Origin of the sequence: uncultured Gemella sp., assembly GCF_963525875.1 — a bacterium.
In the GTDB taxonomy this organism is placed as follows: Bacteria; Bacillota; Bacilli; order Staphylococcales; family Gemellaceae; genus Gemella.
Map to the genome: position 1 here is coordinate 40,318 of NZ_CAURMG010000006.1, position 17,597 is coordinate 57,914.

Annotated in this window: 16 protein-coding genes and 1 other annotated feature; of the genes, 2 read left to right on the forward strand and 14 right to left on the reverse strand. The window is 29.9% G+C overall.

Annotated elements, in window-relative coordinates; genetic code table 11:
- Window positions 1-111 precede the first annotated feature (111 nt).
- From RWQ73_RS02085 to RWQ73_RS02105, 5 genes are all read right to left on the reverse strand, one after another.
- The gene (locus RWQ73_RS02085) at window positions 112-1,746 is read right to left on the reverse strand and encodes a Na/Pi cotransporter family protein (RefSeq protein ID WP_314406479.1); all 1,635 of its coding nucleotides are present in this window, start codon (window positions 1,744-1,746) and stop codon (window positions 112-114) included.
- A 221-nt stretch (window positions 1,747-1,967) separates the two neighbouring features.
- On the reverse strand, window positions 1,968-2,249 hold the full coding sequence (gene rpmA, locus RWQ73_RS02090; RefSeq protein WP_003145565.1) for a 50S ribosomal protein L27: 282 nt from the start codon (window positions 2,247-2,249) through the stop codon (window positions 1,968-1,970).
- 5 nt (window positions 2,250-2,254) lie between these two features.
- On the reverse strand, window positions 2,255-2,584 hold the full coding sequence (locus RWQ73_RS02095) for a ribosomal-processing cysteine protease Prp (RefSeq protein ID WP_314406480.1): 330 nt from the start codon (window positions 2,582-2,584) through the stop codon (window positions 2,255-2,257).
- A 2-nt stretch (window positions 2,585-2,586) separates the two neighbouring features.
- Window positions 2,587-2,895, reverse strand: a complete 309-nt coding sequence (gene rplU / locus RWQ73_RS02100) for a 50S ribosomal protein L21 (protein ID WP_003144981.1) — start codon at window positions 2,893-2,895, stop codon at window positions 2,587-2,589.
- A 19-nt stretch (window positions 2,896-2,914) separates the two neighbouring features.
- Window positions 2,915-2,986: a sequence feature (ribosomal protein L21 leader region), on the reverse strand.
- 133 nt (window positions 2,987-3,119) lie between these two features.
- Window positions 3,120-4,013, reverse strand: coding sequence for a membrane protein insertase YidC (locus RWQ73_RS02105; RefSeq protein WP_314406481.1), 894 nt, complete (start codon window positions 4,011-4,013; stop codon window positions 3,120-3,122).
- 233 nt (window positions 4,014-4,246) lie between these two features.
- Here RWQ73_RS02105 and RWQ73_RS02110 point away from each other — a divergent pair, with 233 nt between their 5' ends.
- Window positions 4,247-4,681 carry a helix-turn-helix domain-containing protein gene (locus tag RWQ73_RS02110; protein ID WP_314406482.1) on the forward strand — a complete coding sequence of 145 codons (435 nt, stop codon included), beginning with the start codon at window positions 4,247-4,249 and terminating at the stop codon, window positions 4,679-4,681.
- A gap of 369 nt (window positions 4,682-5,050) precedes the next feature.
- Window positions 5,051-5,959, forward strand: a complete 909-nt coding sequence (locus RWQ73_RS02115) for an MFS transporter (RefSeq protein ID WP_314406504.1) — start codon at window positions 5,051-5,053, stop codon at window positions 5,957-5,959.
- Window positions 5,960-6,092: 133 nt separating this feature from the next.
- Here the strand turns inward: RWQ73_RS02115 and RWQ73_RS02120 are convergent, their stop codons facing one another.
- The 9 genes from RWQ73_RS02120 to RWQ73_RS02160 form a co-directional block, all read right to left on the reverse strand.
- Window positions 6,093-7,373: a solute carrier family 23 protein gene (locus tag RWQ73_RS02120; protein WP_314085280.1), complete on the reverse strand. Its 1,281-nt coding sequence runs from the start codon at window positions 7,371-7,373 to the stop codon at window positions 6,093-6,095.
- Window positions 7,374-7,639: 266 nt separating this feature from the next.
- Entirely contained in the window at window positions 7,640-8,224 is a 585-nt protein-coding gene (locus RWQ73_RS02125) for a peptidylprolyl isomerase (RefSeq protein WP_314406483.1), read from the reverse strand.
- Between the two features lie 57 nt (window positions 8,225-8,281).
- The gene (thrS, locus tag RWQ73_RS02130) at window positions 8,282-10,225 is read right to left on the reverse strand and encodes a threonine--tRNA ligase (protein ID WP_314406484.1); all 1,944 of its coding nucleotides are present in this window, start codon (window positions 10,223-10,225) and stop codon (window positions 8,282-8,284) included.
- Between the two features lie 330 nt (window positions 10,226-10,555).
- Window positions 10,556-11,419 (reverse strand): hypothetical protein, encoded by an 864-nt coding sequence (locus RWQ73_RS02135; RefSeq protein ID WP_314406485.1) that lies wholly within the window; start codon window positions 11,417-11,419, stop codon window positions 10,556-10,558.
- 1 nt (window position 11,420) lies between these two features.
- Window positions 11,421-12,716, reverse strand: coding sequence for a DUF262 domain-containing protein (locus tag RWQ73_RS02140; RefSeq protein ID WP_314406486.1), 1,296 nt, complete (start codon window positions 12,714-12,716; stop codon window positions 11,421-11,423).
- Window positions 12,717-12,808: 92 nt separating this feature from the next.
- Window positions 12,809-14,008, reverse strand: a complete 1,200-nt coding sequence (locus RWQ73_RS02145; protein ID WP_314406487.1) for a leucine-rich repeat domain-containing protein — start codon at window positions 14,006-14,008, stop codon at window positions 12,809-12,811.
- Window positions 13,989-15,557: a hypothetical protein gene (locus RWQ73_RS02150; protein ID WP_314406488.1), complete on the reverse strand. Its 1,569-nt coding sequence runs from the start codon at window positions 15,555-15,557 to the stop codon at window positions 13,989-13,991. Before RWQ73_RS02150 ends, RWQ73_RS02145 begins: the two co-directional genes overlap by 20 nt.
- A 6-nt stretch (window positions 15,558-15,563) precedes the next feature.
- The gene (locus RWQ73_RS02155) at window positions 15,564-16,526 is read right to left on the reverse strand and encodes a glycosyltransferase family 2 protein (protein ID WP_314406489.1); all 963 of its coding nucleotides are present in this window, start codon (window positions 16,524-16,526) and stop codon (window positions 15,564-15,566) included.
- A 15-nt stretch (window positions 16,527-16,541) separates the two neighbouring features.
- A complete protein-coding gene (locus RWQ73_RS02160) occupies window positions 16,542-17,573 on the reverse strand; it encodes an L-threonylcarbamoyladenylate synthase (RefSeq protein WP_314406490.1) in 1,032 nt (343 codons plus the stop codon).
- Window positions 17,574-17,597: the final 24 nt, after the last annotated feature.

A 17,597-nucleotide genomic window follows, 5' to 3' on the forward strand; every position in this document is an offset into this window, starting at 1 on the left:
TCGTTAATATTTTTTATCCTAATTGTATCTGATATAGTTTGTATAAAACTAATATTATTAGCAACATAATAATAAACAGAATAATATAAATTTTTTGTTTATTAGACATAATTATATGTGACCTTGAATCTCTTTTTCCAGTATGTTTCTAGTATGTTCACATACACGAGTAAAGTGCTGAATTAAGTCCATATAAACTACACCCGCTGGAATCTCACAATCCCCATCTTTCATACGCTGAGTATGTTTTTTACGAGCTGCTTTTTCTAAAGCATAAATATTTTCACATGCCGCTAAAGCTGCTCCAGCTATCGCTATATTGTTTTCTTCTAAAGACTTAATAGTTTTTAAAATTATATCATTACAAAGATCATACATTTCTTGTACTTCTGCTTTTGCATCATCAGAGAATTTTAATTTTTTCCTAATTTGATAATCTACTGATAATACAATATCTCTAGCATGGTCTCCAATTCTTTCGACATCACGAGTACCATCTAATAATGTTGAAGCAATTACCCCTTCTTTAGGGCTTAGCTTTTCTCTAAATAATAAAGTTAAATAATCAGTCATCTGCTCATCAAAGTTATTAATTGCATCTTCATAAGTTTCACCTTTTTCACGTAATTGTTCTTCACGATTCATGAAATATTCAACTGAATTACGTAAGCTTTTCTTAGATAAGATTAACATTTCCACGAATTCTTTTTGCACTTGACCTAAAGCTACTGCAGGTGCACTTGCAATAAGTGATTTATCAAGATATTGTGTACTATATTTTATTTGTTCATCTTCCCCTGGAATTAGCTTCGTAACAAGAACTACTAATAAACTAATAAATGGGAATTGAATGAATGTATTTAGAATATTGAACGTACCATGCGCTGATGCAATAGTCATTTTCGGTTCTAAACCTAGCGTTGTTTCTAAATATTGAATGAATGCTTCATAGGGAACTATTGCTATTAAACATATTACAGTACCAATAACGTTAAATAATACGTGAGAAGCCGCAACACGTTTTGCCGCAATATTACTACCTATCATAGCAAGGACAGCAGTTGTAATAGCTGTTCCAATATTATCTCCGAATATAACGGGTAATGCTCCGTGTAGGTTTAAGGCAGCATCAGCATATAAATTTTGTAGTATGGCGATAGTTGCAGCTGAAGACTGGATTAAAACAGTTAAAAATGTACCTACTCCTACCCCTACTACCGAACTATCATTTATGTGCGTTAAAATATTTTGAAACCACGGCATATCTCTCATCGGTCCCATAGCTGTTGACATCATTTTAAGGGCGTAGAAAATACCCCCAAAACCAAATATAACACGACCTATGTTGTTTACTAATTTAGCACGAGTAAAGAATAAAAACGCTGCCCCTAAGAAAATTAAAGGAAGTGCATATTTAGATATATTAAAACCAATAATAAATGATGTTAATGTGGTTCCGATATTAGAACCCATAACGATAGCGATTGCTTGCTTAGTTTTTAATAATCCTGCACCTACCAAACTAACCGTAATTACAATTGTTCCTGTACTTGACTGAATAAGTATCGTAACAATTATTCCGGCTAACACGGCCATAAGTGGTTTAGAAGTATATTTATCTAAAACATATCGCATTTTTTCTCCAGCTATTAATTGAAGTCCATCCCCCATGTACTTAATACTGAATAAGAATAATCCCAGACCTCCTAAAAATGAAAAAAATATTTCTTGCCAAAGTTCTGACACTTTTTTGTCCTCCTAGTATATGTTGCGTGTATCATATAACACACAAATAAATTTTACCATATAAATTTTAAAAGTACAACAGAAATTTAAAATGGTAACATTAAAATATTATTACAATTGTTTACATTAATTACTTAACAATATAGTGTTATTATATTAATATTTTTCCAAAAAGAAAAGAGATATCTACATAAAGTAAATACCTCTTTTTATTATGCTTATTAAGCTTGTGGATAAACAGAAACTTTTTTACGGCTACGTCCGTATCTTTCGAAACGTACAACTCCGTCAACTAGTGAAAATAGTGTATCATCTCCACCTTTTCCTACGTTAGTTCCTGGCCAAATTTTTGTCCCACGTTGTCTGTATAAGATAGAACCTGCAGTTACGTACTGACCATCAGCTCTTTTAGCACCTAAACGTTTTGATTCAGAGTCACGTCCGTTTTTAGTAGAACCTACCCCTTTTTTAGATGCGAAGAATTGTAAATTTAATTGTAACATCATGTCTATTTCACCTCTCTTACTTCAATAGTTATATAATCTGAATAATTTTCTTCAATTGTTTTTAATGCAACTAACATTGCATTTAGTAGAAGTTGCTCTTTCTCTGTAGATTTTAACGATCTATATGTTAAGTGCCCAGTCACATCTTCGTTAGCTGAAATGTCAAACTGTACATCTTCATCTAGTTCATCTACCGCATTTATTAAACCAAATACAACAGCAGAAACACCTGCACAAACTATATCAGAACCATGTTCAGCATAGTCGGCATGTCCGTCGACTGTTACCTGTCTAATAACTTCAACTTCTTTTACGATTTCCACCTTAATCATGATTAAGCGTTAATTTTTTCAACTACTAATTTAGTGAAAGGTTGACGATGACCTAATTTACGGTGATTGTTCTTTTTAGGTTTGTATTTGAATACTGTGATTTTTTTACCTTTACCTTGAGCAACTACTTTAGCTGTTACTGTTGCACCAGCTACTAAAGGAGCACCAACTTTTGTTGTTTCTCCACCTACTAATACTACTTCATCAAAAGTAACTGTAGAATCAACTTCAGCTGCTAATTTCTCAACTAAGATTGTTTGTCCTTCTTCAACACGTAGTTGTTTCCCACCTGTTTTAATTACTGCGTACATATCTGCACCTCCTTAAATATTTTTTACTAAGACTCGCCATACAAGGTGGATTTCTCTCTTATTTACCTTATACGTGCGGTTGTAGTAGCTATTTAGGAGCTACACAACAATACAATTCTAACACATATATACTCTAACGTCAACTATATTGATAACTTTTCTTACTTTTTTTTCAAAAAATTAAATCAGTAAACAATATTTCTAATGTTTACTGATTTAATAAACTATTTACGTTTTTTCTTGTTAGAAACTAGTGTAACTTTTTCAGGATCAAACGCTTGTTTCTTTTGTTTTTCTGGTTTATATGGTGGATATAAAGCATGTCCTAAGTAAGTTTGGAATATCATGAATAATCCCCCAACGATATAATACACGGCTACCGCTCCAGCTACGATGAATGAGAACCCTGTAATCATTATCGGTGATAACCATTGCATCATCTTCATTTGACTTTGCATATGCTCTTGACCTGGTTGAGTTGGTGTCGGCATTAAACTCATTTGTAATTTTGTTTGGATAGCATATACAGCAAACGCAATTAATGGTAATGTATATGAACGAGTACCAAGACTAAATACTCCTAGGAATGTTGAGTCAATAATTCCAGCAGAGTATAATGGATTAGATAACGTATAGAACAATCCAGTTAAGAATGGAAGTGGAATAAGCATTGGTAAACATCCACCTAAACTTAATGGCATTGCATCATATTTTTTCATGATAGCCATTTGTTCTCTTTGTAATTCCATAAGTTCACTGCGAGCTTGCATTTTTTCTTCATTTGAGATAGCTCTTGCTTCTTTTTCTTTAGCTGCTTGTTGTTTCTTCTGAACTACTTCTAATTCTGGACGAGCTAATTCTTGTCCTTTTCTTGATTTGTTTTGAACTTTGTAGTTATTTAACATGAAAGGTAAAACTAATAGTCTGATTACTAAAGTAATAATAACTATTGACCAACCCCAACTTCCTGTATACTCATGTATTTTACTCAGTGATAAGTCCATTGGTCTTACGAAGATTTCGTAAAACGTTCCAGAACGATCATTTTGTGAACATCCTGAAAGAGTAACTACACCAAGCAAACCTAATAAAATTGCTGATAGTTTTTTCAATTTCATTCTCCTTATATTTTATTTCTACTTTGTAGTTTTAGTATTTTTTTTTTACTAATATTATACCTAGTAAATTATATCAGATATAAAAGTGGTAGTCAAACTATTGTTTAGCTAAAATTCAGTAAATTTCATCTTCTAAAATTTGATTCTACATATTTCCATCAATAAAATATATTATAACGTTTAAAAAATATTGACAGTTGTTGTTAATAGTTATATAATATTAGTAAGAAAGGATGATTATTATCAAAGATATACAATATATTACAGATATCGAGAAGTTGAAGGTCATTTCTGATCCTTTAAGAATAAGTATTCTTACTACACTCGGTACAGAAAAGAAAAACTCAAAACAACTAGCTAAACTATTAAAAATTAATAGAACTAAAATACACTATCATCTTAATATACTAGAAGAGAATAATTTTATCGAAGTAGTTGATACAGATTCAATAAATGGAATAATCCAAAAATACTATCTACCGACTGCACAAGCGTTTGTACCTTCTCCTAGTATTTTTAACGACTTATTTAACAATACTTCAATTAACTTTAATGTAAAGAAAGAAGATGTGAAAGATTTCTGGGATGAAGTTAAAAAACTAGAAAAAAAATTCTCCTCAAAAGATACTGATGGTGTTAGTATTAGTATTATTTCAACAGCTCGTTAAGAGCTGTAAAATAATATTTTAACTGTCAAATATTTTTTATCGTTAAAATTTTTATAAAGGATGTGGACTCTATGTTTAAAAATAAAAACTTTTCAATTTTACTATTCGGTAGATTAATCACTAATTTTGGTGATAGCATATATTCAATAGCTACTCTAACATTAATTTACACATTAACTAAATCTACTTTTTATAGTGGTATTACTTTATTTCTAATTTCATTTACCGCTATATTACAAATATTTGTGTCGCCACTAATCAGTAAATTTAATGTAAAGAGGTTTTTAATTATTTCACAGTTATTTCAAGCTATATATTACTTATCTAATCTACGTAAATAAGCTACAGATTACTACACTAATAATTTTTATCGTTTGTATTAGTTTCATTAATCAAATTGTTTATCCTGTTCAACTTGCCTTACTTCCAAAAATAGTTAAACAAGAAGATTTAGTAAAAGAAAATTCATTATTTTCTATAGCTTATCAAGGTAGTGATGCACTCTTTAATTCAATAGGCGGATTTATTATAACAGTTTTTGGGACAATATATGCGTTCATTATAAATAGCATTACATTTTTTATCAATAGTGCTATATTCATATTCCTATCAAATGATTTATCTAAAAACACTAATTCGATTCAAGAAAATTACTTTACAAAATTAAGTAGCGGTATAAAAATTTGGAATACACCATTATTAAAACCATTATTAATTGGAATCATAATAATTAATTTTTCTACCAGTTCATTACTAACGCTACTTCCTGAGTATTCAGAAACTAGTTATTTTTATGGAATTTTACTTAGTGCATCTGGTCTTGGTATCCTAATAGGAGCCTTTCTTTCTAACAGCCAAATATTAAAAAATATAAGATTGAGCGTTTTATACACTACATTTACACTAGGCATCGGTCTTTCTTGGGGAGCACTTAGCATACTTAACAATAATTCTATTACAAACAAAATTATCAATCTTTCATTATTTCTTTTTGGCTGGATATTAATCGGGATTTTAAATACATACTCTCAAACAATGATTCAATGTATCATAAGTAAAGATAAATTAGATGTCGCTATGTCTACCATGATAGGTTTATCGATAGCTCTAAGCCCTCTTGGAGCTTTATTCGCAGGAATATTAAGTATAAAATTCAATACTAAGATTATTATAATTATTACTTCGCTATTAATTTTTAGTATATTTCTATTTTGGTTTTCCAATAAAAATATTAGGAATTTACTTAGTTTTTCAAAATTACTAGAAATAAGAGATTAAAATATCATAGTTTCTACTTAGAAATATACTTTACTGTTATAAATATAATATACATATTAATTTACAATATTGTTTTATACAAAAAAATAGCCAGTAACTTGCTAATACAAGTTACTAGCTATTTAATTAATTTCTATTTTTTATCTTCTTTTGGTAAGAATGCATTTAATAACACACCGCTGATAGCTGCAAGAGCCATTGCTGGAAGTTCGAAGTTAATGCTTTCGAATTTTAGCATTGCTCCACCAACACCTAAAACGATGATTACTGATGAAATTACTAAGTTTCTATTGATACTTAAGTCTACTTTTTCATCTACTAACATTCTAAGTCCACTTGAAGCGATTATACCGAATAGTAAAATTGATACCCCACCCATAACTGGTGATGGAATCGTAGAGATTAGAGCTGAGAACTTACCTACAAAACTTAAGATAAGTGCGAATACCGCCGCTCCTCCTAATACGAATACAGAGAAGATACGTGTAATAGCAAGAACCCCAATGTTTTCACCATATGTTGTACTTGGTGGTCCACCTAAAAGTGATGCAAACATCATCGCTGTTCCATCAGCTAAAATTGAACGGTGTAATCCTGGATCTTTTAAGAAGTTTCTTCCTACTACTTCAGATAATACCATTTGGTGACCTATATGTTCGTTAATAGTTACAATAGCAATAGGTACCATTGCTAATGCTGCTACATTCCACTCAGGTACATATGTTACAAATGGAATTGTGAATTTCGGTAAGCTAAACCAAGGAGCATCGATAACTGGTTGGAAATCAACTAATCCTGCAATTACAGCAACGATATATCCAAATACAATTCCTAATAGTACTGGAATCTGTTTAGCAAATCCTCTTAAAGCAACACAACAGAAGATTGTTGCTGCTAATGTTATAAGAGCTACTAAGAAGTATTTTAAATCATAAACTTTAGCTCCATTTACGGTTTTGTACATCGCCATACTAATTGCTGTAGGAGCAATTCCAAGTCCAATAACAATGATAATAGGTCCAACTACAACTGGTGGTAAAAGTTTCAATAACCAATTTACACCAAATTTGTAAATTAACATTGCTACAACACCATAAACTAAGCTGGCTAAAAATGCACCAAGCATTGCTGTTTCAACACTGTGAGTAGTTGAAAGCACAATAATCGGATTAATGAAGGCAAATGAAGATCCTAAATACGCTGGAATTTTACCTCTAGTTATTAATAAATACGTAAGTGTTCCAATACCTGATGTCGTTAAAGCAGTACTTGCTGGTAATCCTGTTAAAATTGGTACTAACACCGTCGCTCCAAACATTGCGAATAAGTGTTGTAAGCTTAACGTTACCCATAGAGCTAAGTTAGGCTTTTCATGAACATCTAGAATTGGTTTTACTCTTGTTTTTTCTGCCATTCTTCTTCTCCTTTTTTTATATTCAAACTTTCATAATTATATCACATGAATAGTCAATTTGAAAGTGTTTTTTTCTATTTTTTTAAATTAATTTTTAAGTAAATTTTAAATTAACTAATAATATTTTATTATAAATAATACTTTTATTTTATTTCTTAAATTATCTTAGACTCTAAAATCTAAATTCTAAAATTATATAATTATTATTTCTTCATAAATATATATAAAAACAAGATTAATCTCTCATTAACCTTGTTTTCTTATATTTATTTAACTTCTATATCAAGAATCACAACTTCTTCAACCGGCTTATCTTGAGCTCCAGTTTTTACTGCTGCAATTTTTTCAAGAGTTTTCGCACCAGCGATTAAGTGTCCAAAAACTGTATGACGATGATCTAAGTGAGGAGTTCCCCCTAGTTTAGCATAACCTTCAACAGCTTCTTGTGGCCAACCACCTTGTTCAAGTGCTTGTAAAGTTCTAGCATCTACGTGAGAATTTTGAACAATAAAGAATTGACTTCCATTTGTATTTGGTCCAGCATTCGCCATACTTAACGCACCATAGAAATGGAAGTAATCCATTGAGAATTCATCTTCGAAACTACGTCCCCAGATTGACTCTCCTCCCATACCTGTACCAGTTGGATCTCCACCTTGAATCATAAAGTCTTTAATTACACGGTGAAAAATAATACCTTTATAGTACCCATTTTTTGCATGAGTTAAAAAGTTTTCTACTGCTTTTGGAATATCTTTTTCAAATAATTTGAAAGTCATATCTCCGTGAGTAGTTTTAATTTTCACTTTAACTTGACCTTTTTTTACATTTTTTGTTAATTGAGTTAACATTATATCTCTCCTTATTAGTGAGAAGGGATAACTTCCATCCCTCCTCATTTTATTTTACTATGCATTTTTCTCGATTAATCTTTCGCTAATTTCTCTTAAGATATTTTCTTTGAATTCAGCAAAACTTTCTTCTTTTTGGTTTAATGAACCGAATGTTCTAACATTAACATTTCTGTTTTCTACTTCTTTATCTCCAATTACTAAAGTATATGGAATTTTTTTACTTGCTGCTTCACGGATTTTGTATCCTAGTTTTTCATCTCTATCATCGATAGCTACTTTAACACCAGCTTTTTTAAGTTCTTGCATAATTTCTTTAGAATATTCATAGTGGTAGTCATTATTTACTGGGATAATACGTACTTGGTTTGGTGATAACCATGTTGGTAAATCTCCTTTGTACTCTTCTAATAAGAAGGCAACCATTCTCTCCATTGTTGATACGATACCACGGTGGATAACTACTGGACGGTGAGCTTTTCCATCTTCACCAATATATTCTAATTCGAATCTTTCTGGTAATAAGAAGTCTAATTGAATTGTAGATAATGTTTCTTGTTTTCCAATTGCTGTTTCTACTTGAACATCAAGTTTTGGTCCATAGAATGCAGCTTCCCCTTCAGCTTCAACATAGTCTAATCCTAACTCATCAGCAGTTTCTTTTAACATTTGTTGAGCATTATTCCACATTGCATCATCATCGAAGTATTTCTCAGTGTTTTCAGGGTCTCTGTATGATAGACGGTAGCTGAAGTTTTTAATACCTAAGTCTTTATACGCTTCTTCAATAAGACCTACAGTAAGTTTGAATTCATCTTTAAGTTGGTCTGGACGAACGAAAATGTGAGCATCGTTTAGAGTCATACCACGAACACGTTGTAATCCACTTACTGCTCCACTTGCTTCATAACGGTGCATCATTCCAAGCTCTGCGATACGGATTGGAAGTTCACGGTATGAGTGACGTTCATTTTTATAAACCATCATGTGGTGAGGACAGTTCATAGGACGAAGTACCATTGTTTCGTGGTCCATCTCCATTGGTGGGAACATATCTTCTTGGTAGTGTTCCCAGTGTCCACTTGTAATATATAGATCTTTAGATCCCATAATTGGAGTATAAACGTGATCGTATCCTAATTCTACTTCTTTATCAACGATATATCTTTCGATAGTACGACGGATAGTAGCACCATTTGGTAACCATAATGGTAATCCAGCACCAACTTTTTGACTTGTTGTGAAGATTCCTAATTCTTTACCTAGTTTTCTGTGATCACGTTCACGTGCTTCTTGTAGACGTACTAAGTGTTGTTCTAAATGTTCTTTAGTGAAATAAGCTGTTCCATAGATACGTTGTAGCATTTTATTATCACTATTACCTCTCCAGTATGCACCTGCTACAGATAATAATTTAAATTCTTTAATTTTTGAAGTTGCACTTACGTGTCCTCCACGACAAAGGTCAGTGAAGTCTCCTTGTGTGTAAACTGTAATAACTTCATCAGCTGGAAGATCGTTAATTAATTCTACTTTATAAGGATCTTCTTTAAAGATTTCTAAAGCTTCTTCTTTACTTACTTCGCGACCTTCAATTGCATGATTTTCGCTAATAATTTTCTTAACTTCTTTTTCAATTGCTTTGAAGTCTTCTTCTGATACTTTGTATTCAGCGTCAAAATCATAGTAGAATCCACCATCAATAGCTGGACCAACACCGAAGTGTACATCTTTACCATACAGTCTTCTTAATGCTTGCGCTAATACGTGTGCACAAGTGTGACGTAATACATATAAACTATCTTTATCTTCATCATCTGCAACGATAAGTTTTAAGTGACCATCTTTTGTTATTGGTTTGTTAACTTCAATATAGTCCTCATCTAATTTTGCAGAAATCACTTTTTTCTTAAGACTTACACTAATACTTTCAGCGATTTCTAATGGTGTTTTATTATCATATTCTCTTACATTTCCATCTGGAAAAACTAATTTAGCCATATTAAGGTCTCCTTCTTTTTTATATACTTAGTCTAACTTACTCAAAAATTAAAAAACCCCTTCTCTAGCCGAAACTAAAGAAGGGACGAATCTTTTCGTGGTACCACCCAAATTCGAAGTAAATTTACTTCCTCTTTGTGAATAAAGCTCACTAACTATGTTAATACTATTGCTAGGTAGTAACATATATTGCTTATAGGTATTTTCAGCACCATACCCTCTCTTAAATAAGTTAAATATATATCTTGTCCTAAGTATATGTTAATTTATTTCATTAATGTAATTCTAGCACAAAGATAGATGAATTTCAAGGGGAAACTCATCTATCTTTTACATTTTATTCTTTTCTAGGATACTTAAATTAATCTCCACTTTATTACGTAAATCCATTTTAGACAACTCTGTTAGACTATTATTTAAGTTTTGTAATAATACTGAATCTGTATTTATTTTTTTTAACACATTAATCCCATCAATTGCAAGTGTTCTTATTTTTTCAGCCATAGCATTGATTGCTCGTTTTGTTTCATATTTTTCTGAGTTTTCTTTTAACTTTTTCTGTTTTTCTCTTATTTCCTCAATTATTTCCTGTAGTCTAACTCTTTCTGTAAAAAAATTATTTATATTAATTACTTCATTAAGAAGAAATTCAGCTACTTTAAATCCATCTTTTATTAAATCTAAATCAAATCCTGAGTTTATTCCTCTATGAGCATATTTATGACGATGTTCAATTAGTTTATCATAAGACCGAAAAAGATCTTCATTTTGGGGTATTTTGAGTAATGTTATTCTATCTATTTCATTTTCATCCATAAAAAGATACTTTTTAAATTGTGAGTTAATACTCTTTATTTTAACATCGGGTGAAAATTTATTTTCAGGTAATTGATACTTTATAAATTTATACACATGCTTATTGTCCAATTCGTCTATTTCAGCATCTAAAATATTATAAATAAATTTCTTAAATAGTTGTTCACAAAAAGTATATATATCTATTAGTAATGCTGGAACATAAAAATCAAATGCCGTAAGTAGTACTGAAAAATCTATATCAATACTACTAGCAAATTCTCTATATGCATTTCGGTTATCTGATAAGCTTTTATTGATATCGTCTGCTTTCTTTATCTTCTCGTCTATAGTATGTAATCTTTCTTTAAACTCTGTATAGTCACGCGACATCAGCATTTTATACACCTATAATTTCTTTAGTAATTTCATATCTTTTCTTTATCATTTCTTCAGTACCAGTATTAGCAGAAAATGGATTAGGTTTCTTATCTAAAATCGCATCTTCATATATTCTTTTCATAATAGACTTATACATACTTTCGATATCTTCTTTTACTGATACCCCCTCTTCTACAATAGTCCCTAATAATGCTTCTAAAATACCAATATTAAGCACCCCCTCATATTTATCATCAGAATTCACTCTTCTAAATATATTTTCCGAACCAAAAATTTGCAAAAGTTCATGTAAAATTTTAAAGAACTGTTTAATTCTATCTTCTGAAATATTTCTATTCCTACATAATTCACAATACTCATCTAAGATATTTTTTATTCCATTTCTCTTTATCTGTATTTTTCCATAAACCAAGTCCGTTATAGCTAAAAAACGTAAAAGCGCTTCTACGTGGATATCTCTCTTTATTTGTGAAACACTAAATAAATTCAAGTAATTTTCATCTGAATTTGCATATCTATAAAGATTAATCATAAATTCTCCATAAGCCAAAGACTTCCTAATTTGCATGGCATTTAGTTTATCCGATCCAGTATTTATACGCTCAAAAATTAAATATTTAGAACTAAAATCACCTGGAGTTAATTGCTTAAATTCCATTAATGGTATTGTACTTCGTCTTATTTTTCTTTGATATTTCTCATCCAGATCATTAAATTTTTTCCCTGCTATCTCATTTAATATATTTTTTGAAGACAATTTAGCAGCAATATTTCTTCCCTTCTCCTTTTTGCCTCCCCATGGATTTCCTTGCACAAAATTAAATACAGTAGTTAATCTCTGGTATCCATCTATTATCTCATATTCATTATCATTAACTTCTAATAAGAATAATGGGGGGATTGGTAATCCTAAAACAATTGATTCTATTAATCTTGAACTTTTACCAGAATTCCAAACAAACTCCCTTTGCATTTCTGGAATTTTTATTTCTTTATTCTCATACATATCAATTAATTCTCCAAAAGAACGATTACTCACCCAGTGTTTGATTTTAAATCCTTCACTTAAATCCTCATTTGTATATTCTGCAGTAGATTCATCATCCATAAAAATTTCTTCTAACTCTTCCCTTTGTTCATCACTTAACTCATATTCTTTTTCACTAAATTTTAATATTGCATTATCAAAATTTTCTGCTTCAATAAAATTTACATATTCTTCTGTTTTTATTTCTGTAGAAATTCCTAAAATTCTATTTTTAGAAACTTTATAATAAATTGTTATTAATTCCATAGTTATGTCTCCTTAATCCTACATAATTAATTTCTAGCGCTCTTATCAATGTAATAATTTTTTTAGTATTCTTACTAATACTTTACACAATTTTATTTATTTTTTCTCCAGTAGCTTCTAATACCACTAAAAGTGAAAATTAGTATTAATACCATAAATATATAATTTTTAATACTAAAATATTTCGCAGCTTCTGTTTTTACTATTTCTAGCTTTTTATCTATGTTATTAGATTTTTTAACTTCTAGATTACTTTTCTCAAATGCAGTTATATCACCGTCACTAATTTTAGTATCTTTTAAAGCGATATAATATAGATACTTAGCATCCTTTAATGCTGAAATATCGATTACCGAAGTATTAGATATATCTAAGCTAGAAATATTTGGTACATCTTTTAATGCATCTATATTTTTTAAACCTAGATTATCATTCAACATTAGTCGATATAGATATTTTTTATCTTTTAACGCATCTACATTCTCGATATTGTTTTTATATAATAGTAGTTCTTCTAAACTGGCTAAATCTTTTAGCGCTGTAATATCGCTAATATTATTTCTATCTAAATATAAAGTCCTCAAAGACTTCAATTCAGCTAATGGCATAACATCTTTAATAGCATTTTCTTCAGCAACTAGACTCTCAAGTTTCCCTGCATTTTTTAAAAATGAGATATTATCTAAACCTATACCTGAAAGATTTAGACTTCTTAGATTTTCTAGTTTTAAATTATTCGGAATATAATCTTTTAAAACACTGTTCATAGAAATATCTAATGATTCTACTTTTAGATCATTTAGAAAATCTAAATTATTCATTAAATTTTTTCTAAGCACTAATTGTCTTAACTTTGTTAATTTAGCTAAGCTCTTTGGATCTTTTATTTTATTGTTAGTAAGGTTTAAATCTTCTAATTCAACTAACTTTTCTAATGGTGTAATATCTTCGATAAAATTATTAGATAAGTTTAGATTTTTTAAGTTAACAGCATATTCTAAACCTTTTAGAGAAAAAATGTTTTTCCAAGGTAATGACAGACTTGTAAATTGTTCCATCATACCTACAGTCATTTCCTCACCTTTAAAGTCTTTATTAATATGAAACTTATAGTACTCTATTAAAGCTGCTTTAAGATTTAGATCATCGAACTCTATTTTTTCGCTATTTTCAATTTCAGTAAATTTCTTTTCTCCAAAGGGTACATAGACATCATTAGCCTTTATCGAAGGAGCAGATACTGTTAATCCTAATAACGTTATGATAAAAGCTTTATATATTACCTTTTTCATTTTTTTCCTCTTTATTTTTTCTATACTCAGTTATTTTATTTCTTACAATTACTAGTCCATATGCTGCAGGTGGAATTAAAAATACAAAGTACGGGAATACATATCTACTTTTCGCTTCCCAAATCATATGGAATAACGTTCCACCGATAAAAGCAACTGGAATTATCGTTAGTATTTCTTTTTTCTTTTTATAAACATTTACTGCAAATACTACAGAAAATATATACACAAATACTTGAAATACCTTCATAATAAAAGTAAGTACGTGATGAGTTTCATCAAAGTAAATTTGTTTTACAAAAAAGTCTTTCACTTTTTCTAACTTAGTTTCATTGTCAAAATTCCTTTGAGGTGCAGTCACTAATAAACTCTGGAATGTTGGTTCTATAAACTGATTTTCATATTTTCTTTGATAAAAATCTACAGCATATCTAGGATTTTTCTTAAATACTTCTAATCTTTGTTTTATAGAATCTTTAGAGATTTCAATTATGCGTTTTGTATCATAATCTTCTTCTGGCATAATATCATAGTTAAATCTATTCCACCAACCAGCTTCACGATCACCTTCTTGCATTCCCATCGCTATCCATGTAATTTTCGGTACGCCGTCAGCAATTGTCTTTTGACTCTTCACTTCATAATAATTATAAATTAAACTCTTAGAAGCACTCATTAAAAATAGACAGCTGATTATAAACGCAATGACTTTTTTATCCCTTACTCTAATAAGATAAATAACTGCCGCTGAGAATATAGCTAACATATGTATTAAGTTATTACCTATAAATAGCATTGCAAAATTAATACTAATAGTACTTATTACCAACATATACCATTTTTTATGTTTAATATACTTTATAAAATAATAGTAAGCCAGTAATGTTAAAAACATACCAGGTAATAATCCGTAAACAAATGCAACATAAAATATTAACGGAAAACATAGACCACTAAGAATTACAACGATATAATTTGTATCTTCATCATCAAACATTATATTCGAAATTTTATATAACATAAAAATAATGTAACTGATTGAAAAACTTTGCATTATATATAAAATAAATGTCGCTCTTCCAAATAGTGACAGTATTATCTGGAAAAGAAATACTGTTGTTATTTGATGAGAATATATGTATAAATAATTATTTCCTTTATCAAGTCCACTGTAATTTTCTCTTATAAAATTATTAGCTTGATCTATTACGTTAAATGGATCAAACTGAACATAGTCTCTTCTCAATATCGCAAACAAGATACTAATAATAAATGCATAAATCATTACTATTAATACTAATCTTTGGACACTAATTATTTTCTTTAAATACTTTGCTAATATTAAGATAACTATACTAAATATTATAAGGAATATAATATTTAGTATAGCACTAACATTTTCATAATATAAAGTTTCTTGATAATCTTTCGGAAATACCGCTGTTTTTGTTAATACTAATAAAGAATTTATCCCCATAAGTACCATAAAAATTACAGCTACAACTTTTACTAAAAAGTTAGAAAACTTATTTAATATTTCCTTGTTCATTGTCAATTATTCCTCTTCATTTTTCTCTTCGTTTAAGAATTTTTCAACAATGAATCTTGGGCGTTCTTTTGTTTCTAAGTAAATTTTACCAACATATTCACCCACAATACCTAGCGAAATCATAATCATCCCACCGATAAACCACATTGATATCATTAAACTCGACCATCCTGGTCTTGCAAATCCTGCAAAATAACTATACAATGTGTAGAAAAATACTATCGCAGCAATAAATATCATTAATGCTCCACCTATAGTAATAAATCTAATTAATTTTACGGATAAAGAAGTAATTCCTTCAAAAGCAAATGCCAACATCTTAGATAATGGATACTTACTTTCTCCAGCAAATCTTTCTGCACGTTCATATGTAACAATATCACTTGGATAACCTATCATAGGAACAATACCACGTAAGAATAAGTTTACCTCTTTAAACTGAGCTAATCCCTCTAACGCACGTTTACTCATTAAACGATAGTCTGCATGATTAAATACCGTATTAGCTCCTAGCTTTTCCATAACCTTGTAGAAACCTTCAGCTGTGAAACGTTTAAAGAATGTATCCGTAGTTCTTGCTGAACGAACACCATAAACTACATCTGCACCTTCAAGGTATTTTTTCATCATTTCATCCATAGCATTAATGTCATCTTGTAGGTCTGCATCCATTGAGATACTTACATCACAGTGATCTTTAACAGTCATAAGTCCTGCTAAAAGCGCATTTTGGTGACCTCTATTTCTACTTAAGTTAATACCACTAAATAATGGATTCTTTTTATGAAGTTCTTCTATCATTTTCCATGTTTTATCCTTTGAACCATCGTTCACTAAAACAACACGGCTATCTTTTGAAATTAAATCTTCTTCTATCATAGAATTCATTTTAATTTCTAATCTTTTCGCAGTTTCGTTTAATACCTCTTCTTCATTGTAACAAGGTATAACTACATATAACTTTTTCATTACAAATCTCCTATTTTATTTTTTACTTATAGCTTTATTAAGTCTATTCAACAAAGCTTTATTCTCTTTCGTTTCTTCGATTGGTAGTATAAAAATCTCCTCTACCTTTTCTTCATCAAACTCCCTTAGAATATTATATAAATTTTTATTAGATTGTTCAACACTTTTCTCATTATCTGCTAAATATTTTATAGAAACATTTAAATCATTAACTCTAGATTCCATTTCTTTGTATGTAATAAAACCTGTTTTTTGATTTTTATCTTTTAAAATATTTATTAAATTTTCAAATGAATCATTAAACAATACTAATTCCGCTTCAGGAGAATAATGTCTATATTTCATTCCTGGCGATATAGGTGCAGCATTCTGTGTAAGTACTTCTTCATTATACTTCACACTACCTTCTCCTAATACAGACTCAATATCTTCTTTAGTAATATCCCCAGGGCGCGCAATAACAAGTGGATATCTTGTACAATCAATAACCGTACTTTCTAAACCAATATCTGATTGTTCATCTTCGATTATTACATCTATTTTCCCATTCAAATCATGATAAACATGTTCAAATTTTGTCGGAGATGGCTTTCCACTTGTATTAGCACTCGGTGCTGCTAATAGAACTTTAGTTTCTTTTAATAATTCTCTAGCAGTAACATTAGACGGCATTCTGACAGCTAACGTATTTAAGCCCGCAGTAACCTTTTTAGAAATACCGTTATTTTCTTTAACATTTAAAATTAAAGTCATAGGACCTGGCCAAAACTTATCTATCAATTTTTTTACATTTTCATCACTGTAATCAACTATATTATCTAGCTGACTCATTTCATAAAAATGAACAATCAACGGATTATCACTTGGACGACCTTTTGCCTCATATATCTTACTCACCGCTTCATCATCCATAGCGTTAGCACTTAAACCATAAACAGTTTCTGTTGGAATAGCTACAAGCTTTCCATTTTTGTAATACTCAGTTAACTTACCGTATATTTCTTCTTTACTTTCACTTTTCGAAATATTAATTATTTCAGTTTCCATCCTATCTCCTTTCTAAAAATTCAT

What these genes read in the sequence shown, in the direction of transcription:
- rpmA (WP_003145565.1), bottom strand. Translation starts at nt 2,249, where the DNA reads ATGTTACAATTAAATTTACAATTCTTCGCATCTAAAAAAGGGGTAGGT.
- RWQ73_RS02095 (WP_314406480.1), bottom strand. Translation starts at nt 2,584, where the DNA reads ATGATTAAGGTGGAAATCGTAAAAGAAGTTGAAGTTATTAGACAGGTA.
- rplU (WP_003144981.1), bottom strand. Translation starts at nt 2,895, where the DNA reads ATGTACGCAGTAATTAAAACAGGTGGGAAACAACTACGTGTTGAAGAA.
- RWQ73_RS02105 (WP_314406481.1), bottom strand. Translation starts at nt 4,013, where the DNA reads ATGAAATTGAAAAAACTATCAGCAATTTTATTAGGTTTGCTTGGTGTA.
- RWQ73_RS02110 (WP_314406482.1), top strand. Translation starts at nt 4,247, where the DNA reads ATGATTATTATCAAAGATATACAATATATTACAGATATCGAGAAGTTG.
- RWQ73_RS02120 (WP_314085280.1), bottom strand. Translation starts at nt 7,373, where the DNA reads ATGGCAGAAAAAACAAGAGTAAAACCAATTCTAGATGTTCATGAAAAG.
- RWQ73_RS02125 (WP_314406483.1), bottom strand. Translation starts at nt 8,224, where the DNA reads ATGTTAACTCAATTAACAAAAAATGTAAAAAAAGGTCAAGTTAAAGTG.
- thrS (WP_314406484.1), bottom strand. Translation starts at nt 10,225, where the DNA reads ATGGCTAAATTAGTTTTTCCAGATGGAAATGTAAGAGAATATGATAAT.
- RWQ73_RS02135 (WP_314406485.1), bottom strand. Translation starts at nt 11,419, where the DNA reads ATGCTGATGTCGCGTGACTATACAGAGTTTAAAGAAAGATTACATACT.
- RWQ73_RS02140 (WP_314406486.1), bottom strand. Translation starts at nt 12,716, where the DNA reads ATGGAATTAATAACAATTTATTATAAAGTTTCTAAAAATAGAATTTTA.
- RWQ73_RS02145 (WP_314406487.1), bottom strand. Translation starts at nt 14,008, where the DNA reads ATGAAAAAGGTAATATATAAAGCTTTTATCATAACGTTATTAGGATTA.
- RWQ73_RS02150 (WP_314406488.1), bottom strand. Translation starts at nt 15,557, where the DNA reads ATGAACAAGGAAATATTAAATAAGTTTTCTAACTTTTTAGTAAAAGTT.
- RWQ73_RS02155 (WP_314406489.1), bottom strand. Translation starts at nt 16,526, where the DNA reads ATGAAAAAGTTATATGTAGTTATACCTTGTTACAATGAAGAAGAGGTA.
- RWQ73_RS02160 (WP_314406490.1), bottom strand. Translation starts at nt 17,573, where the DNA reads ATGGAAACTGAAATAATTAATATTTCGAAAAGTGAAAGTAAAGAAGAA.